The sequence below is a fragment of the uncultured Microbacterium sp. genome (assembly GCF_947489255.1).
Classification (GTDB): Bacteria; Actinomycetota; Actinomycetes; order Actinomycetales; family Microbacteriaceae; genus Microbacterium; species Microbacterium phycohabitans.
The window spans coordinates 364,423-381,920 of sequence record NZ_CANLCY010000003.1 but is presented as its reverse complement, the minus strand read 5'-3'; the positions used below and the strand labels follow the sequence as shown (position 1 = coordinate 381,920).

Here is a 17,498-nt window from a genome sequence, read left to right as displayed (position 1 = left end):
GCGGCGGCACTCGCGTGCGCCCGTCAGGAAGCGGGGCGGGAACCGGGCGCCGGCGGGTCAGGAGGTGCGCGGGGGAGCGGTCGTGGAGCGCACGACCAGACGCGTGTCGGCCTCGGTGCGCCGGGGCACCTCGCCGGTGCCCTCGATCATCCGCACGAGCATGCGCGTGGCCTCGACGCCCTGTGCCTGGGGGAACTGCTCGATCGTGGTGAGCGAGAACATCTCGGCGTAGTCGTGGCCGTCGATGCCGACGACGCTGAGCTCGGTCGGAACCGAGATGCCCATCCGCCGTGCGGCGATGATGACGCCGATGGCGACCTCGTCGCACGCGGCGACCACCCCGGTGGGGCGCGAGGCGGCGTCGGCGAGGAACGACGCGGCCGCGGCGTAGGCGTCGGTGATCGTGAGGGTCGACGGCACACTGCGGATGCGTACGGCGAGACCGTTGTCGTTCATCGCGTTGCGGTAGCCGATCGAGCGCTCGTCGACGTCTTTGGCCGGGGCGTCGGTGGGGGGAGTGCTGCCGACGAAGGCGATGTCGGTGTGTCCGAGCGCGATCAGGTGCTGCGTGATGATGCGGGTGATGGCGATGTTGTCGAGACCCAGGGTCGGGACGCCGGAGAGCGCGTTGCCGATGCTGACGACGGGCTTGCCGATGTTGGCGAGGCGTTCCAGGTCGGCGTCGTCGGGCTCGAGAGCCACCGCGATGATGCCGTCGAACCGCTTGCGCGCGAGGTAGGTGGAGTACAGGCTCTCGCGGTCTCGCGACCCCGGTTCAGCGACGTACAGCGTGACGTCGTAGCCGAGGGGGATGAGCGTGCGCTCCACGCCCTCGACGATCGAACCGAAGTACCAGCGATTGACCTTGGGGACGATGAGCGCAATGGTCCGCGTGCGCCCGGTGGCCAGACTGACCGCGCTCGTGGAGGGGACGTATCCCAGGGATGCCGCGGCGTCGGCGACACGCTGTCGTGTGCCGTCGGAGACGTAGCCGCCGCCCGTGAGAGCGCGGCTGGCCGTCGATTTCGACACGCCCGCCAGGCGTGCCACCTCGGCGATTCCGCTCATGCGCTGGTCTTTCCTCGTCACGTGTCGACGCCAATGTCGACGTCGAAGAAGAGTATCCGACATCCCGCGAAAGTGGAACCGGTTCCTTGCGGGTGAAACGACGGTTCGCCGCATGATTCCGCTAGTTATCGGTTCGTGACCTGACGCGTGTTGCAACTCTTGTGGATTGCCTCTACGGTTGCCTGGAATCGGTTCCCTAAGGGGCCCGATGCACCACCGAACTCAAAGAGGAGAGACCACATGGGTATGTCACAGCGGTATCGCCTGCTGGCTCCCGTCGGACTGCTGGCGGTCGGAGCGATCGCTCTCGCGGGCTGCGCCGAGGGTGACAGCAGCGGATCGGGCGGCGGATCGGGCAGCGGAGAGACCACCGTGCGCATCGCCGGCGGTATCACCGGCACCGAGGCCGACGCGCTGAACCAGAGCTTCGAGCAGTTCACCGCGGACACCGGCATCAAGGTCGTCTACACGGGCGACAAGAGCTTCGAGGGCAACATCGTGACGAAGGTGTCCGGTGGCGACGCCCCCGACATCGCGATCGTCCCGCAGCCGGGTCTGCTCAAGACCCTCATCGGCACCGGCGAGGTGCAGAAGGCGTCCGACGCCGTCTCGTCGAACGTCGACGAGTACTGGGGCGAGGACTGGAAGTCGTACGGAACCGAGGACGGCACGTTCTACGCCGCTCCGATGCTCGCCAACCTCAAGGGCTACGTCTGGTACTCGCCGGCGAAGTTCAAGGAGTGGGGCGTCGAGGTCCCCAAGACCTTCGATGAGCTGATGACGCTCACGCAGACCATCCAGCAGAAGACCGGCGCCGCCCCCTGGTGCGCCGGCTTCGCCTCCGACGCGGCCTCCGGCTGGCCCGGAACCGACTGGATCGAGGACATGGTCCTGCGCCAGTCCGGCCCCGACGTGTATGACCAGTGGGTCGCCAACGAGGTCAAGTTCACCGACCCGCAGATCAAGCAGGCGTTCGACGCCGTGGGTGAGATCCTCCTCAACCCCTCGTACGTCAACGCCGGTTTCGGTGACGTCAAGAGCATCAACTCCACCGCGTTCGCCGACGTCGCCGCCAAGGTCGCCGACGGCAGCTGCCCGATGACGCATCAGGCGTCGTTCCTCTCCGCGAACTTCCTCACGGTCAAGAACGCTGCCGGCGAGACGCCCACGATCGCCCCCGACGGCGACGTGTACGCGTTCCTGCTCCCGGGCGTCAAGGAAGGCGAGCTGGCGGTCGAGGGTGGCGGCGAGTTCGTCGCGGCCTTCTCCGAGGACGAGAGCGTGCAGAAGGTCGTCGAGTTCATGTCGACGCCCGAGTTCGCCGACGCCCGCGTCAAGCTCGGCGGCGTGATCTCCGCCAACAAGGGCGCGGACCCCTCGCTCGCCTCGAGCGAGTTCCTCACCGAGGCGATGAAGACGCTGCAGGACCCGAACACCACCCTGCGTTTCGACGCCTCCGACCTGATGCCGGCCACCGTCGGTGCCGGTTCGTTCTGGAAGGGCATGGTCAGCTGGATCGACGGCACCCCGACCGACGAGGTGCTCAGCAACATCCAGGCCGGTTACGACAACTGATCGACGCCGACCGAAAGATGGGCCGCCCGCGACGCGGGCGGCCCATCCGGGTCCATACTCATAATCCGCCCCAAGCTCCACACGGGCACTCATCGATGAGCACGAAGGCGTGTTCGGGAGGGACGTCATGACCGATATCAAGAACGCGGAGACGACGCCGGCGGCGTCGCCTCCGCCGTCCGGCCGGGGCAAGCCCGCGTCGCGCGGCTCCGCGGCCAGGAACCGCACCACTCTGCTCGTGGTGGTGGTGGGACTCATCCTGGTGGTGGCGCTCTTCCTCTTCATGGTGACGCGCGCTCCCGCGGACACCAAGCCGACCACGCTCGGCTTCTCCCTGAACAGCTTCTTCATCTGGCTCGGCGGGCTGAGCCCGATCATGCAGATTCCGCTCGTTCTGGTGGTCTTCGGGGCGGTCGTGGGACTGCTCCTGCTCCTCATCGAGTACGCGCCCCGCTCGGGCAAGGGCTACTTCTGGCTGCGCCTGGTCGCGTGCTTCGCCGTGCCGATCCTCGCGTTCATGCTGCTGCGTCCGTACCAGAACGCGGTCATCTACGTGCTCGGCATCGCGGTCATCCTCGGCGCGATCCTGTTCTATGCCGACTACCGCTCCCGCCAGGGCGCCGGTTATCTCTTTCAGCTGATCCTGTTCGCGGCCCCCGCGGCGATCCTGCTGCTGATCGGCCTCGTCTACCCGGCCATCACGACGTTCTTCCAGTCGTTCTTCGACAAGACCGGCGACAACTTCGTCGGCTTCGAGAACTACATCTGGACTTTCACGAACCCCGAAGGCTTCTGGTCGGTCATCAACACCCTCATCTGGGTGCTGCTCGCCCCGACGATCGCCACGGCGATCGGCCTCGCCTACGCGGTGTTCATCGACCGGGCTGCGGGGGAGAAGTACCTGAAGGTGCTCATCTTCATGCCCTTCGCCATCTCGTTCGTCGGAGCAGGCATCATCTGGAAGTTCGTCTACGACTTCCGCCAGGGTGACCAGCTCGGCATCCTGAACGCGATCGTCACCGCGTTCGGCGGCCAGCCGATCTCGTGGCTGTCGGCCTCGCCGCTGATCAACACCCTGCTGCTCGTGGTGGTCTTCATCTGGAGCCAGACGGGCCTGGCGATGGTCATCCTCTCCGCCGCGATCAAGGCGGTCCCACCGGAGCAGAACGAAGCGGCCGAACTCGACGGCGCCAGCGCGTGGGAGCGGTTCATCAACGTGACCGTCCCCGGCATCCGCTCTTCGCTCATCGTCGTGCTGACCACGATCGCGATCGGCGCCCTGAAGATCTACGACATCGTCGCCGTCATGACCGGTGGCCGCAACGACTCGACCGTGCTCGCCTTCGAGATGGTCAACCAGCAGCAGCGGTTCCAGAGCTACGGGCACTCCGCAGCGCTGGCCGTGGTGCTGTTCCTCTTCGTGCTGCCGCTGATCATCTTCAACGTGCGCCAGATCCGGAAGCAGAGGGAAGTGCGATGACCACCTCCACCGTGGTGCTCGAGCCCACCACCGACACGCGCTCGGCCCGCCAGGTCGCCCGCGACACCCGCAAGCACGAGGCGATGGCGCGCAAGCGCCTGACCTCGAAGGGCGCGACGATCGCGGCGATCGTGATCGCGTTCTTCTGGACGATCCCGACCTTCGGTCTGTTCATCACCTCGTTCCGGCCGGGGTCGGACACGCAGTCGACCGGGTGGTGGACCGTCTTCACCGACCCGTCGTTCACCCTGGAGAACTACCGGCTCGCCCTGACGTCGGGCGGCACCGCCTTGACGCTCGCGCAGTCGTTCCTCAACTCGCTCGCCATCACCATCCCGGTGGTGCTGTTCGCGCTGGCGATCGCCTCGCTCATCGCGTATGCGTTCGCGTGGATCGACTTCAAGGGTCGCAACTTCTTCTTCATCTTCATCTTCGCGCTGCAGATCGTGCCGCTGCAGATGGCCCTCGTGCCGCTGCTGAGCCTGTTCTCGCGGGGACTCACGATCAACGAGGTGACGATCTTCCCGGGCTTCGACCTGCGCGGGGTGGAGCACAGCTTCGCCACCGTGTGGATCGCGCACGTCATCTTCGCGATGCCGCTCGCCATCTTCCTGCTGCACAACTTCATCGCGGAGATCCCGGCCGAGGTCATCGAGGCGGCGCGCGTGGACGGCGCAGGGCACGGGCAGATCTTCTTCCGCCTGATCCTCCCGCTCGCGGCCCCCGCCCTGGCATCCTTCGCGGTGTTGGAGTTCATCTGGGTGTGGAACGACCTGCTCGTGGCGACGATCTTCGCGCCATCGTCGTCGCTGCCGCTGACGCAATCGCTCAACTCGCTGTCGGGGACCTGGGGCGACCAGTGGTTCCTGCAGTCGGCGGGAACGTTCATCTCGATCCTCGTGCCGTTGATCGTGTTCTTCCTGCTGCAGCGCTTCTTCGTGCGGGGCCTGCTGGCGGGTGCGACGAAGGGCTGAGGTCCGTTCGACGCGAGGGGCACGGCATCCGGGAGGGCGCCGTGCCCCTCTTACGTGCGGGAACGGGGGATGCCGGCGGCGCGCGGTGACGGCGTCGCGGGGCCGCGAGAAACGGCGTCCGTGTTGAGACACGCGGTGGGGGGTGCCGGCGGGGCGCGGTGACGGCGTCGCGGGGCCGCGAGAAACGGCGTCCGTGTTGAGACACGCGGTGGGGGATGCCGGCGGCGCGCGGTGATGGCGTCGCGGGGCCGCGAGAAACGGCGTCCGTGTTGAGACACACGGTGCGGGCGCGTGTCTCGTGAGGGATGGCGTTTATCGCCGCCGGGTGGGCGGGGATCGCCGGGGCGGGGGCCGTCGCTGGGGAGCGGGGACGGGCGGCGCGGGGCCGGGCGACGCGGGGCGCGAGGGGACGCACGGGCGGATGCCGCTGCGCGGTGCGGATGCCGGTGCGCGGTGCAAATGCCGGTGCGCGGTGCGGATGCCGGTGCGCGGTGCGGATGCCGGTGCGCGTGCCGCTGCGCGGTGCGGAGGCCGGTGTCACGGGGCGTCGCCCCGCGCGGGCCGCGAGAAACGGCATCCATCGCGAGACACGTCGTGCGGCCGCGTGTCTCGCGACGAATGGCGTTTATCGAAGGGCTGGGCGGGCACGGCGCGAGGCGCGGCGGGAGGCGAGGCGTGGGGCGGTCACCGCGCGGGCGGGCGCGGGGTGGGGGCGGTCAGGCGCTGCAGGCGAGGCGGGACTGGATGTCGCGCATCGCGTCGAGCTCGGCGGACTGGCCGGTGACGATCGCGCCGGCGACCTCTTTCACGCGCGCGTCGTCTCCGAGCTCGATGACGGCCTGGGCCATGGGGATCGCGCCCTCGTGGTGGTGGATCATCAGGTCGAGGAAGAGACAGTCCGCGGGCTGGCCCTGCGCGCTGCGCAGTTCGTCGAGTTGGGCGTCGGTGGCCATGCCCATCTCGCTCAGCAGTTCCTCCTGCGTCTTGGCCGCGGTGTCGCCGTGGCTGTGCGCGTCGGACTTCTCCATCCACGTCATGAGCGGTTGGCTCGAGGCCTGGGGGAGCCCCCATTCGACCAGCCACCCGAACATCTCGCCGCGCTGACCCGACTGCGTCGTGGCGATGTCGTACGAGAGGGTGCGCAGCTCGTCGTCCGAGGTCTTGCGGTAGATCTCCATCGCCATGAGCACCGCCTGCGTGTGGTGCACCTGCATGTCGCGCGCGAAGCCGGCCTCGGCCGACGTGTCGGAGGGGTGGGCGGGCGCCGCCGTCGCGCCGAACGCGGTGAAGCGTCCGATCGCGAAGGCGACGGCCATCACGGCGACGGCGACGAGGGCGACGACGGCCCACCGGGCCGCGGGACGCGCGACCGGGGTGTCGTCGCTCACGTCAGGCCTTGCCCGGTCCGTCGATCGCGCCGGAGCACGACGCGTTCGGCTCGGGGGCGTTCTGGCTGCGCCAGTATTCCGTGAAGAACTCCCCGATGCGCGGGTCACTGGGGTCGTCGACCTTGAGCTGGTGGTTCCAGGCGCTGACGGCGACGGGGGTGTCGAGACCGGGGTAGGGCGAGAGCAGCGCGTAGCTGGAGGGCATGACGGCCTTGAGCGCGTCGATCCCGGCCTCGTCGACCTCGTCGGGGTTGTACGTGATCCAGATGGCCCCGTGCTCGAGCGAGTGCACGGCGTTCTCGTTCTGCTGGGGCTCGGTGTAGACGCCGCAGTTCAGCCAGTAGGGGTTGTGGGGGCCGCCGGCCGGGGGCGTCTGCTCGTACGTGACGGCGCCCTGCACGTGGTCGGAGCGGTTCTCGAAGGTCTGCACGCCCTCGATCTCGCGGCCCGTGCTGTTGCCGGCCTGGTAGCTGGTGGGCGCGGCGGGGGCGAAGGCGAAGGATGCCACGACGAGGCCGATCACGGCGAGAGCCGCCGTGGAGCCGACGACCCACCAGACGAGCTTGCCGCGCTCACGCTTCGCGACCTGCTTCTGGTATTCGGCGAGCTTCTCCTGGCGCTTCTGCTCGCGCTGCTGCTTGACGGTGAGGTCGATCTGGGCCTGCTTCGCGGGGTTGCCGCTCGCTCGCTTGTCGGAGGGGGAGGTCATGCGCTGTGTTCAGTCTCTCTTCGGGGCGGGACACATCGGCATCCGCCGACCTGTCCAGACTATTCGGATGAATGGGCCGCTGGCCTGGGAGGAAACCCCGAGCCGGGATGGTGGCCGACGGGGGAGTCACGGTAGTATGACGATGTCGAATCGATTCGAGGTTCGACGATCCCCCCTTTTTCTCAGCCCGGCTCGCGCCGGGCTGTCCGTGTTGCGAAACGAAATCAGACGCGTGCTCGATACTGCCTCCCACCCCGTCATCCCGACGTCGTCCCACTCGGTGCCGACGACCACCGGCGCGATCCGTGCGCTGGGCAAGAACCCCGCGACCGCGCCGATCGTGCTGCACCCCGGCGACTCGATCCCCGCCTCGCGCCGCGTGCTGTACATCATCGTGCTCGGCGCGCTGACGGCCCTCGGCCCGTTCACCATCGACCTCTACCTGCCGGCCTTCCCGGTGCTCGAGGCCGACTTCCAGACGACCGCCGCCGCGATCCAGCTCACCCTCACCGGCACGATGATCGGCTTCGCCCTCGGGCAGCTGATCGTCGGACCGCTGAGCGACAAGGTCGGCCGCCGCATCCCGTTGCTGTCGGTGACGGCGCTGCACGTGGCGGCGAGCATCTTCGCCGCCCTCGCCCCCACCCTCGGGACGCTCTCCGTGGCGCGCGTGCTCATGGGCGCAGGGGCCGCCGCGGGCGGCGTGGTGGCCGCCGCGATCATCCGCGACCTCTTCGGCGGCAAACGGCTCGTGGTGATGCTCTCGCGCATGGCGATGGTGTCGGGGGTCGCGCCCGTGCTCGCCCCTCTCGCCGGATCCGCCCTGCTGCTGGTGATGAACTGGCGCGGGATCTTCGTGGTGCTCGCCGTCTACGGCGCGGTCATGCTCGTGTCGGCGATCCTGTTCGTGCCCGAGACGCTTCCGCCCGCCCGACGCGGCGGACCCGGGTCCAGCACGGTATGGCAGCGCTACGGCAGCGTGTTCCGCGACCGCGTCTTCATCGGCGTTCTCATCATCGGTGCGATGGCCTTCAGCGGACTGTTCTCGTACCTGTCGGCATCCTCGTTCCTGTTCCAGGTGACCTACGGCTTCAATCCGCAGCAGTACGGCGTGCTGTTCGCGGTCAACTCCGTCGGCGTCGTCGTGGGTGTGCAGATCGCCTCGCGGCTGGCGGCGCGCTTCGGCCCGCAGTGGGTGCTGGCGGTGTCGACCGCGGTGCTGGTGATCGCGGGCGGCGCCATCGTCGTCACGGATCAACTGGGTCTGGGACTGTGGGGGACCGTCATCCCGCTGTTCTTCTTCATGACGGCGTGCGGCTTCACGTTCCCGTGCGCGCAGGTGCTCGCGCTCGACCGGCACGGCAAGGCCGCCGGCACGGCGCAGTCGATCATCGGTGCGGCCAACTTCGGCGTCGCGGGGATCATCTCGCCCGTCGTGGGCCTGCTCGCCGCGGGCTCGGGCATCACCGCCACGACCATGGCGTCGGTCATGGTCGGATGCGCGGCGATCGGGGTGCTGTCGTTGTGGCTGCTCGTGCGCCCGCGCACGGTGGAGCGTCTCGCGCCCTGACGCGCGCGAGGTGGAGCGTCTTGCGCCCGGACGCGCGCGAGGTGGAGCGTCTCGCCCCCTGACGCGCGCGGAGTGGAGGACCGCGCGCCCTGACCCGTGCGCCGCGGAATCGCGAACAGTAGCAGGACGCGCGGTCGGCGCGTCGACCGTTCCGCCGGCGCCCGCGACGCGGCATCATGAGGCGATGGATGCCACCGCGACCGAGGACGTGCTCGACATGCGTCCGCAGCGTTTCCGCGCCGTCGTCGGGGTGGTGCTCATCGCCCTGGCCTGCGGGCTGGGGGCGTGGGTGTTCTTCCGCGGACCCAGTCCCTTCGCGATCGACGTGTGGTGGAACCAGCTCTTCGCCGCTGCGCCTTCGCAGCCCCTGTACGTGTTCGCGCTCGTCATGGACCAGGTCGGCGGGCACCTGACGGCGGTGCTGATCGTGCCGCTGCTGGGCGCGCTCGCGCTGTTGCTCTCGCGACGACGATGGTCGGCGCTGTACTTCTTGAGCGCGTCGGTTGGCAGCGCGTTGCTCGTGCAGGTGCTGAAGCACACGTTCGGGCGGGCTCGTCCCGAAGACATCCTCATCCTGAGCGACTTCGGCTCCTTCCCCTCCGGTCACACCGCCAACGCCGCGACGATCGCCGTTGTCGCGGCGGTGCTGTTCCCGCGAGCCTGGGTGCGCATCGTCGGCGTCGCGTGGGTGGTGCTGATGGCGTTCAGCCGCACGTATCTGCACGCCCACTGGCTCTCGGACACCGCCGGCGGTGCCCTCGTCGGGGCGGGGGCCGCGCTCGTGCTCGCCGCCGCGTTCTCGCGTCTGCGGGCGCGTGACGAGGATCGCCTGACGATCCGCCGTCTGCGCAGAACAACGGATGCCGGACCGGCGGTCTCGTCGTAGGCTGACGCGCATGAGCGAGCCCGGCGACGCGCCCTCCGTCCCCTCCGCGGCCGATGCCGAGGTCGCGCGGCTGAGAGCGGAGGCGGAGGCCGCCGAAGCGGAACTCCGACTCGCGCGCGCTCGCGCCGACCTCGCGGCAGCCGAAGCCGCGGCGGCGGCCGCACGGGCGCGCGCTGCCGGCGGAGCGACGACCGCCGACGGCGGCGATGTGGCGGCGCAGGCCGAGGGGCCGGCGCAGGCCGGGGGACCGGCCGTGACGGCCTCGGAGCGGTCGAGCCCCGCGGCATCCGACTCGCCGGTCACGGCCGACGACTCGGCGGCAGGTGCGGCCGACGGCGCCGGAGCGGAGCCCGCGACGCCGGAGGCGGCAGCGGCCCCCGCCTCATCCGCGCCCTCCTCCCCGGCGTCCGGCGTCTCGACGCCCGCGGCGTCCGACGCCCCCCTCACGGACGCTCAGGTCGCGAAGATCGCCGCCGGCTACGCGGCCGACGGAGCGGCCCTCGACCTGGGCGTCCTGATGAACGGCGGGCCGGTGGCATCCGTCCCCGTGCGCATCCCCCTCGCGATGACGAACCGGCACGGACTCGTCGCGGGCGCCACCGGTACGGGCAAGACGCGCACGCTGCAGCTGTTGGCCGAGCAGCTGTCGGAGAACGGCGTTCCCGTGTTCGCCGCCGACATCAAGGGCGACCTCTCGGGGCTGGCGGCGGCGGGCACGCCGAGCGACAAGCTCGCCGCACGCACCGCCGCGCTCGGGCAGCAGTGGTCGGCGCGGGCCTTCCCGACCGAGTTCTACGCGCTCGGCGACGACGTGGGGTCCGGCATCCCGGTGCGGGCCACGGTGTCGGGGTTCGGTCCGCTCCTGCTCAGCCGCGTGCTCGGCTTGAACGCCACGCAGGAGTCGAGCCTGGGGCTGGTGTTCCACTACGCCGACGAGAAGGGTCTGGCGCTGGTCGACCTCTCCGACCTGCGGGCCGTGCTGACGTACCTCACGGGCGACGAGGGCAAGGCCGAGTTGAAGGGCATCGGCGGGCTGTCGGCCGCGACCGCAGGGGTGATCCTGCGCGAGCTCGTGGCGTTCTCGGCGGCCGGCGCCGACACCTTCTTCGGCGAGCCCGAGCTCGATGTCTCCGTCTTCCTGCGAACGGATGCCGCGGGTGCGGGCATCGTGAGCCTGCTCGAGGTGCCGAACGTCGCCGCGCGCCCGGAGCTGTACTCCACCTTCCTCATGTACCTGCTCGCCGAGCTGTACGAGGTGCTTCCCGAGGTGGGCGACCTCGACAAGCCCAAGCTCGTGTTCTTCTTCGACGAGGCGCACCTGCTGTTCCGCGACGCCTCGAAGGCCTTCCTCGAGGCCATCACGCAGACCGTGCGGCTCATCCGGTCGAAGGGTGTCGGCGTGTTCTTCGTCACCCAGACGCCGAAGGACGTGCCCGGCGACGTGCTCGCGCAGCTCGGTTCGCGCGTGCAGCACGCCCTCCGCGCCTTCACCCCCGACGACGCGAAGGCGCTGCGGGCCTCGGTGCGCACCTACCCCGACTCGGGATACGACCTCGAACGCGTGCTGCAGGAACTCGGCACGGGAGAGGCGATCATCACGGTGATGAGCGAGCGGGGTGCCCCCACTCCGGTCGCGTGGACGCGCCTGTTCGCGCCGCGGGCGTCGATGTCGCCGATCACCGCGGATGCCATGGCCTCGGCCGTGTCGGCATCCGCCCTGTTCCCGATGTACGCGACGCCGATCGATCGCGAGTCGGCGCGCGAGATCCTCGGCGCGCGCATGCAGGCGGCCACCGACGCGCGCGAGGCGGACGAGCGCGCGAAGAAGGCCGCGGCGGACGCCGCCGAGTACGCGAAGCAGAAGGCGGCGATCGACAAGGCCAACGCCGAGGCGCAGAAGAAGGCGCAGCGGGAGTACGAGCGGATCCTGAAGTCGACGGCCGCGCCCCGGAGCCGCACCAGCACGCCCGCCCCCGGACTCGACGGGCTGCTCGGGCGCGGGGCGACGAAGAGCATCGTGAACGGCGTCATCCGGGGGTTGTTCGGCAACAGTCGGCGTCGCTGAGCGCAGCCGGCGACGGTGGGTGCGTCGGCCCCGCGACGTGCCTGGGCCGGTGAGGCGCGCGGGGGCGCTGACGTGCACACCACCTCAGTGATGTGCGCAACCTCCGCTTGCTGCAGCAGATTCGGGCTGAGGTTGTGCGGATCGCCGAGGTTGCGGCGGGGGCGCGCGTCGGGAGGTGCTGTGCGCGATCTCCGTGATGTGCGCAATCTCCGCCGGGTTCGGGCGATTCGGGCTGAGGATGTGCGAATCGCGCAGGTTGCGTGACGCCGGTGAGCCGGGGCCGCGGGGGAAAGGGGCGGGCACGGCGCGGGTGCACGACAAACGGAAGGGGGCGGATGCCGGGAGTACCGGCATCCGCCCCCTTCGCGTCACGTCACGAGCGGCGGATCGCCAGCGGCATCGTCGAGGTGTCGATGAGCGGGTCGTCGTCTTGGCGCTCGACCAGGGCCTCGGCCTCGGCGGGCGTCTCGACCGTCGGCACGGAGCCCAGAAGAGGACGCTTCGCCGTCTCGCGCATCGACAGCAGGGCGACGAGTCCGAGGGCTGCGAAGAACATGATGTAGAACGCGGGCATGAGCGTGTTGCCCGTGAGATCGATCAGCGCCTGACTGAACAGCGGCGTGGTGCCGCCGAAGAGCGACACGGCGACGTTGTAGGCCACGGCCATGGCACCGAAGCGCGAGGCCGTGGGGAACAGGGCCGGAAGCGCGGATGCCGAGATCGCGACGTAGAACGCCACCGGCACCGCCGCCATGAAGAGGGCGATGATCACGGCCCACAGCTCGCCGATCTGCATGATGAGGAAGGCCGGAACGAGCAGCACCAGCGCCGACCCGGCGGCGATCGCGTAGACGGGCTTGCGACCGATGCGGTCGCTGAGGCGGCCGATCAGGGGCAGGGTGGCCGACATGATCAGCAGCACCGGCACGGTCGCGATCGCGGCCGAGAGGTTCGAGACGCCGACCTCCTTCTCGAGGTAGGTCGGCATGTAGCTGGTGAGGGCGTACCCTGCGGTGTTGGTCGCGGCCACCAGGGCGATGCCGATCAGCAGCGCCTTCCAGTGGTGGCGCACGATGCCCACGAGGCCCTGGCGGGCCATCGGGTCGTCGGCGTCGACCTCGACCGTGCCGCTCTGCTCGAACGCGGGCGTCTCGGGGATGCGGAGGCGGAAGTAGATGGCCACGATGCCGAGCGGGATGGCGAGCAGGAACGGGATGCGCCAGCCGTAGTCGGTCATGGCGTTCTCGCCCGAGATCGAGGTGGTGATCGCGGTCGTGATCGCCACCGCCGAGGCGCCCGCGGCGAAGCCGACGTAGGAGCCGACGTCGAGCCACGACGACCAGAAGCCGCGGCGCTTGTCGGGGGAGAACTCCGACACGTAGGTCGTCGCTCCCGCGTACTCGCCGCCGGTGGAGAAGCCCTGCACCATCTTCAGCAGGTACAGCGGGATGATCGCCCACAGCCCGATCTGCGCGGACGTGGGCAGGATGCCGATGAGCGCGGTGGCCGCGGCCATCATCGCCATCGTGAGGAACAGCACCTTCTGCCGGCCGATGCGGTCGCCCAGGGGGCCGAGCACGAAACCGCCGAAGGGACGGACGAGGAAGGAGATCGCGAAGCCGAGGAGCGTGACCAGCAGGCCCCACGGCGCGGGGACGTCGGAGGCGAAGACCGCGGTCAGGGTCACCGCCAGGTAGCCGTAGATGCCGAAGTCGAACCACTCCATGAAGTTGCCGACGACGGTGCCGCCGATGGCGGTGCGCACACGCTTCTTGTCGACGACGATGACGTCGTCGACGGCGAGCCGGGGGGCTCCGGATGCCGAGGGGATTTTCTCGTTCATCCTTCTAGCGTTACCGCGATCCGCGTCGCGTTTCCAGTCCGGGCGCTGCGCGAGGGGGCGTGCTAGCGGCACGACCCCGACCGCCCAGGGCGTTCCGTCAAGCCCCAGGCGATGTCGGAGCCCCGGCGTACCGTGTCGGGCATGACCGACCTCTCCGCCCCCACCGGCCGCGAACCCGCTCTCGTCGCGCAGCCCCGACCCGACGGGTCGGCACCGCGCGCCCTCGTCCTGGGGGCGACGGGCTACCTCGGCGGCCGGCTCGTCCCGCGCCTGCTGTCGGCGGGGTACCGGGTGCGCGTCCTCGCGCGCGATCCGCGCCGCGTCGGAGCGTTCCCGTGGGGCGACGAGGTCGAGACGGTGGGCGGCGACGCGACCGACCGCGCGGCCGTGGGCGAGGCGGTCGAGGGCGTCGACGTCGTCTACTACCTCATCCACTCCATGGGCAGCGCCCGCGACTTCGAGGCCACCGACCGCGTCGCGGCGACGACCGTCGCCGAGGCCGCGTCCGCGGCATCCGTCTCGCGCATCGTGTACCTCGGCGGCCTGCACCCCGACGACGCGACGCTGTCGGCCCACCTGCGTTCCCGGGTCGAGGTGGGCGACATCCTGCTTCACAGCGGGGTTCCGACCCTCGTGCTGCAGGCCGGTGTGGTGATCGGATCGGGGTCGGCGTCGTTCGAGATGGTGCGCCACCTCACCGACGTGCTGCCCTACATGCCCGCGCCCAAGTGGGTGCGCAACCACATCCAGCCGATCGCCGTGCGCGACGTGCTGCACTACCTGCTGGGGGCGGCGCGCGTGGCGCCGAACGTCAACCGGGCCGTCGACATCGGCGGTCCCGACGTGCTCCGCTACGGACAGATGATGAACGGCTACGCCCTCGAGGCGGGACTCAACCAGCGCGCGATCGCGTCGCTGCCGGTGCTCACCCCACGCCTGGCCTCGCACTGGGTCAACCTCGTCACCCCGATCCCGAAGGCGATCGCGCGGCCCCTCGTCGAGTCGCTGCAGAACGACTGCGTCGTGAAAGACCGTGCGATCGACGACCTCGTGCCGCGTCCCGAGGGTGGGCTTCTGCCCTATCGCGAAGCCGTGCGCCGGGCGCTGGGCCGCGTGAACGACGACGCGATCGAGACGAGCTGGCAGGATGCCGAGGTCTCGGGCGTTCCCAGCGACCCCCTGCCGAGCGACCCCGAGTGGGCGGGGCGCCTGGTGTACACCGACGTGCGGACGATGACCACGAAGGCCAGTTCCGCCCAGCTGTGGTCGGTGATCGAGGGGATCGGCGGTGAGAACGGGTGGTACTCCTCGCCGCTGCTGTGGGCGATCCGCGGATGGATGGACCGCCTCGTGGGTGGGGTGGGTCTGGCCCGCGGGCGGCGCAGCCGCTCGGTCGTGACGGTCGGCGACGCCCTCGATTTCTGGCGCGTCGAGGCCATCGAACCCGGTCACCTCCTGCGACTGCGCGCCGAGATGAAGGTGCCCGGCGGCGCGTGGCTCGAACTGCGGGCGACGCCCGAGGGCGAGGGCGCCCGTTTCGATCAGCGGGCGCTGTTCTTCCCGACCGGTCTCGCGGGCCGGTTGTACTGGCTCGCCGTGCTGCCGTTCCACGGCCTGATCTTCAGCGGCATGGCGCGTCGCATCACCGCCGCCGCCGAGCACGTGCAGCGGGAAGACCTCGAGCCGAAGGCGAAAGCGGGGCGCATCGCCCCCGAGATCGCCGAGGTCGAGACCTCCGCGGCGCCGTCGGCGTGAACGGCGACGTCGCCGTGCGTGGCGGTTCCCGCCTCGTTGTGACGTCGGCGGCCTAGGCTGAATCGCGTGCCTCATCACGCCCGCGTCCTGACCGTGTCCGACCGCTCGGCCGCGGGGCTGCGCGAGGACCGCGGCGGACCGCTCGCGGTCTCGTTGCTGCGCGAGGCGGGCTTCTCCTGCGACGACCCCGTCGTCGTCGCCGACGGGGCCGACAGCGTGGAGCGGGCGTTGCGCGACCTGGTGGCGGCCGGGCCGGGGCTCATCGTCACGACCGGTGGCACGGGCATCGCCCCGACCGATCGCACGCCCGAAGGCACGGCCCGCGTCCTGGATCGCGAACTCCCCGGCATCGCCGAAGAACTGCGTCGGCGGGGTCTCGCCGACACCCCGATGGCCGTCATCTCGCGCGGACTCGCGGGGATCGTCGACCCCGGCACTCTCGTGGTGAACCTGCCCGGATCGACGCGGGCCGTGACGTCCGGGATCTCCGTCATCGCGGAGCTCGCCCCGCACATCCTCGACCAACTCGCCGGAGGCGATCACACATGAGCACACCCGAACAGAGCCTGCCGGCCGAGAACGCGGTGCGCATCGCGCGCCTGTCGGAGCAGCCCCTCGACCTCGACGTGCACCTCGACGCGGTAGAGGAGTCCTCGTCGGGGGCCGTGACCACCTTCGTTGGTCGCGTGCGCGACACCGATCCCGACGCGTCCGACGCCGTCGTGGCCCTCGAATACAGCGCGCACCCGGATGCCGAGCAGACGCTGCACCGCATCGCCGCCGACGCGGCCGCGGGAACCGACGCGATCGTCGCCGTCAGCCACCGCGTCGGTCGGCTGGGCGTCGGCGAGGCCGCGGTCGTCATCGCCGTGGCATCCGGTCACCGGGCGGCAGCGTTCGAGGTGTGCCGCACGATCATCGAGACGATCAAGACCGACCTCCCCGTGTGGAAGCGCCAGGTCGAGGCCGACGGCACGACGGAGTGGAAGGGCCTGGGGGGCTAGGTATCAGATCTGGTACCATGCTCGGTATGGATGCGGATCTGCCGTCCGGATTGGCCGAGGTTCTCGGCTCCGCGGCGCGGTTGCAGGAGCTGGTGCCGGATGCCGTCCTGGTCGGAGGGTCGGCGGCCGCCCTCTATGCGCGACACCGGATGTCGACCGACCATGACCACGTTCTCGCCGATCTGCAGGACCGGTTCGACCTCGTCCTCGACGCGCTGGAGCGCGACGGCGACTTCGTGCTCAACCGGGCCGTTCCGGGCAAGATCATTCTCGGGGAGCTGGGCGGGATCGAGGCAGGCGTGCGGCAGCTCATCCGGCGGCAGCCGTTGGAGGTGCAACGGGTGACGCTCCCCGGGGGCGGGGAGATCACGGTCCCCACGCTGGCCGAGATCGCACGCATCAAGGGCTTCCTCATCGTCAAGCGCAATCAGATGCGGGATTACCTTGACGTCGCGGCACTCTCCGGCGCGTTCGGTGCCGCCGAGATCGGCGGGATCCTCGCGGGTGTCGACGATTACTACACCGATCCCTCGCATGGCGAGGACCGTCCGGTGCAGGCGCAGTTGGCCCGACAGCTCGCCTCCCCGGCTCCGAAAGACCATCGATCGATCACCGGACTCGCGACATACAAGGGGCTGATCCCCCGGTGGCGTGAGTGGGACGACGTCGTTGCCGAGTGCCGTGCCCTGTCCATCCACCTGATCTGACGGGAGCTGCTGTGCCACTGCGTTTTCGCAACATCGACGCCACCCCCGACGATCCCGTCGAGGCATGGGGATTCGAGGGAATGCTCGCCGCGATCGACCGGGGTTACGCGGTCGACTGGCGCAAGCTGATCGAAGCGTTGATCGACGACCCCTCTCTGCGGGCGATATACGACGACGCGCGGGAGGCCGCCGAGTCGACGTCCACGGTGACGCTCCTCGACGCCGCCCTCGCGGCCCGCATCCGTTCTGCAGACGAGGAAGCGCGGGAGCGGTTGCGCACGGCCTTCCGAGCGACGCGTCTTACGCAGGCTCAGCTCGCCGCGCGTCTGTCGACCTCGCGATCGCGCGTCACGTCCTACCTGAGCGGGGCGGTGACGCCCGCGATGGACGTGCTCGTCGCCGTCGAGGGGATCGCTCGGGAACGACGCGCGCCGTCGCTGGCCGCGCACCTCGAGCTGGTGTGAACCCGGGAGG

General features: G+C 70.0%; 15 protein-coding genes. 11 read left to right on the top strand and 4 right to left on the bottom strand.

Annotated elements, in window-relative coordinates; all coding sequences use genetic code 11:
* Positions 1-57 precede the first annotated feature (57 nt).
* Positions 58-1,068: a LacI family DNA-binding transcriptional regulator gene (locus tag Q0818_RS09120; RefSeq protein ID WP_298873753.1), complete on the bottom strand. Its 1,011-nt coding sequence runs from the start codon at positions 1,066-1,068 to the stop codon at positions 58-60.
* Positions 1,069-1,308: 240 nt separating this feature from the next.
* Here Q0818_RS09120 and Q0818_RS09115 point away from each other — a divergent pair, with 240 nt between their 5' ends.
* The 3 genes from Q0818_RS09115 to Q0818_RS09105 all read left to right on the top strand — a co-directional run bounded on the left by Q0818_RS09115 (position 1,309) and on the right by Q0818_RS09105 (position 5,097).
* Positions 1,309-2,643, top strand: coding sequence for an ABC transporter substrate-binding protein (locus tag Q0818_RS09115; RefSeq protein ID WP_298873751.1), 1,335 nt, complete (start codon positions 1,309-1,311; stop codon positions 2,641-2,643).
* Positions 2,644-2,926: 283 nt separating this feature from the next.
* Complete coding sequence (locus Q0818_RS09110) at positions 2,927-4,123, top strand: carbohydrate ABC transporter permease (RefSeq protein ID WP_298874237.1); 1,197 nt, start codon at positions 2,927-2,929, stop codon at positions 4,121-4,123.
* Positions 4,120-5,097, top strand: a complete 978-nt coding sequence (locus Q0818_RS09105; RefSeq protein WP_298873750.1) for a carbohydrate ABC transporter permease — start codon at positions 4,120-4,122, stop codon at positions 5,095-5,097. The genes Q0818_RS09110 and Q0818_RS09105 overlap by 4 nt, the downstream gene beginning before the upstream one ends.
* Positions 5,098-5,813: 716 nt before the next feature.
* Here the strand turns inward: Q0818_RS09105 and Q0818_RS09100 are convergent.
* Positions 5,814-6,485, bottom strand: a complete 672-nt coding sequence (locus Q0818_RS09100; RefSeq protein ID WP_298873749.1) for a DUF305 domain-containing protein — start codon at positions 6,483-6,485, stop codon at positions 5,814-5,816.
* Between the two features lies 1 nt (position 6,486).
* Positions 6,487-7,194, bottom strand: coding sequence for a DUF3105 domain-containing protein (locus tag Q0818_RS09095; RefSeq protein WP_298873748.1), 708 nt, complete (start codon positions 7,192-7,194; stop codon positions 6,487-6,489).
* Positions 7,195-7,426: 232 nt separating this feature from the next.
* On the opposite strand from Q0818_RS09095, the gene Q0818_RS09090 reads away from it, so the two are divergent.
* The 3 genes from Q0818_RS09090 to Q0818_RS09080 all read left to right on the top strand — a co-directional run bounded on the left by Q0818_RS09090 (position 7,427) and on the right by Q0818_RS09080 (position 11,715).
* Positions 7,427-8,764, top strand: coding sequence for a multidrug effflux MFS transporter (locus Q0818_RS09090; protein ID WP_298873747.1), 1,338 nt, complete (start codon positions 7,427-7,429; stop codon positions 8,762-8,764).
* A 184-nt stretch (positions 8,765-8,948) separates the two neighbouring features.
* The gene (locus tag Q0818_RS09085; RefSeq protein WP_298873746.1) at positions 8,949-9,650 is read left to right on the top strand and encodes a phosphatase PAP2 family protein; all 702 of its coding nucleotides are present in this window, start codon (positions 8,949-8,951) and stop codon (positions 9,648-9,650) included.
* Positions 9,651-9,660: 10 nt separating this feature from the next.
* Positions 9,661-11,715 carry a helicase HerA-like domain-containing protein gene (locus Q0818_RS09080; RefSeq protein WP_298873744.1) on the top strand — a complete coding sequence of 685 codons (2,055 nt, stop codon included), beginning with the start codon at positions 9,661-9,663 and terminating at the stop codon, positions 11,713-11,715.
* 373 nt (positions 11,716-12,088) lie between these two features.
* Here the strand turns inward: Q0818_RS09080 and Q0818_RS09075 are convergent, their stop codons facing one another.
* The gene (locus Q0818_RS09075) at positions 12,089-13,558 is read right to left on the bottom strand and encodes an MFS transporter (protein WP_298873742.1); all 1,470 of its coding nucleotides are present in this window, start codon (positions 13,556-13,558) and stop codon (positions 12,089-12,091) included.
* A 141-nt stretch (positions 13,559-13,699) separates the two neighbouring features.
* Here Q0818_RS09075 and Q0818_RS09070 point away from each other — a divergent pair, with 141 nt between their 5' ends.
* From Q0818_RS09070 to Q0818_RS09050, 5 genes are all read left to right on the top strand, one after another.
* Positions 13,700-15,313: an SDR family oxidoreductase gene (locus Q0818_RS09070; RefSeq protein WP_298873741.1), complete on the top strand. Its 1,614-nt coding sequence runs from the start codon at positions 13,700-13,702 to the stop codon at positions 15,311-15,313.
* Positions 15,314-15,379: 66 nt separating this feature from the next.
* Positions 15,380-15,862 (top strand): MogA/MoaB family molybdenum cofactor biosynthesis protein, encoded by a 483-nt coding sequence (locus tag Q0818_RS09065; RefSeq protein WP_298873740.1) that lies wholly within the window; start codon positions 15,380-15,382, stop codon positions 15,860-15,862.
* Positions 15,859-16,317 carry a molybdenum cofactor biosynthesis protein MoaE gene (locus tag Q0818_RS09060; RefSeq protein ID WP_298873739.1) on the top strand — a complete coding sequence of 153 codons (459 nt, stop codon included), beginning with the start codon at positions 15,859-15,861 and terminating at the stop codon, positions 16,315-16,317. Before Q0818_RS09065 ends, Q0818_RS09060 begins: the two co-directional genes overlap by 4 nt.
* 26 nt (positions 16,318-16,343) lie before the next feature.
* Positions 16,344-17,024 (top strand): hypothetical protein, encoded by a 681-nt coding sequence (locus Q0818_RS09055; RefSeq protein WP_298873738.1) that lies wholly within the window; start codon positions 16,344-16,346, stop codon positions 17,022-17,024.
* 11 nt (positions 17,025-17,035) lie between these two features.
* Positions 17,036-17,488 (top strand): helix-turn-helix transcriptional regulator, encoded by a 453-nt coding sequence (locus tag Q0818_RS09050; protein ID WP_298873737.1) that lies wholly within the window; start codon positions 17,036-17,038, stop codon positions 17,486-17,488.
* The last annotated feature ends 10 nt before the right edge of the window (positions 17,489-17,498 follow it).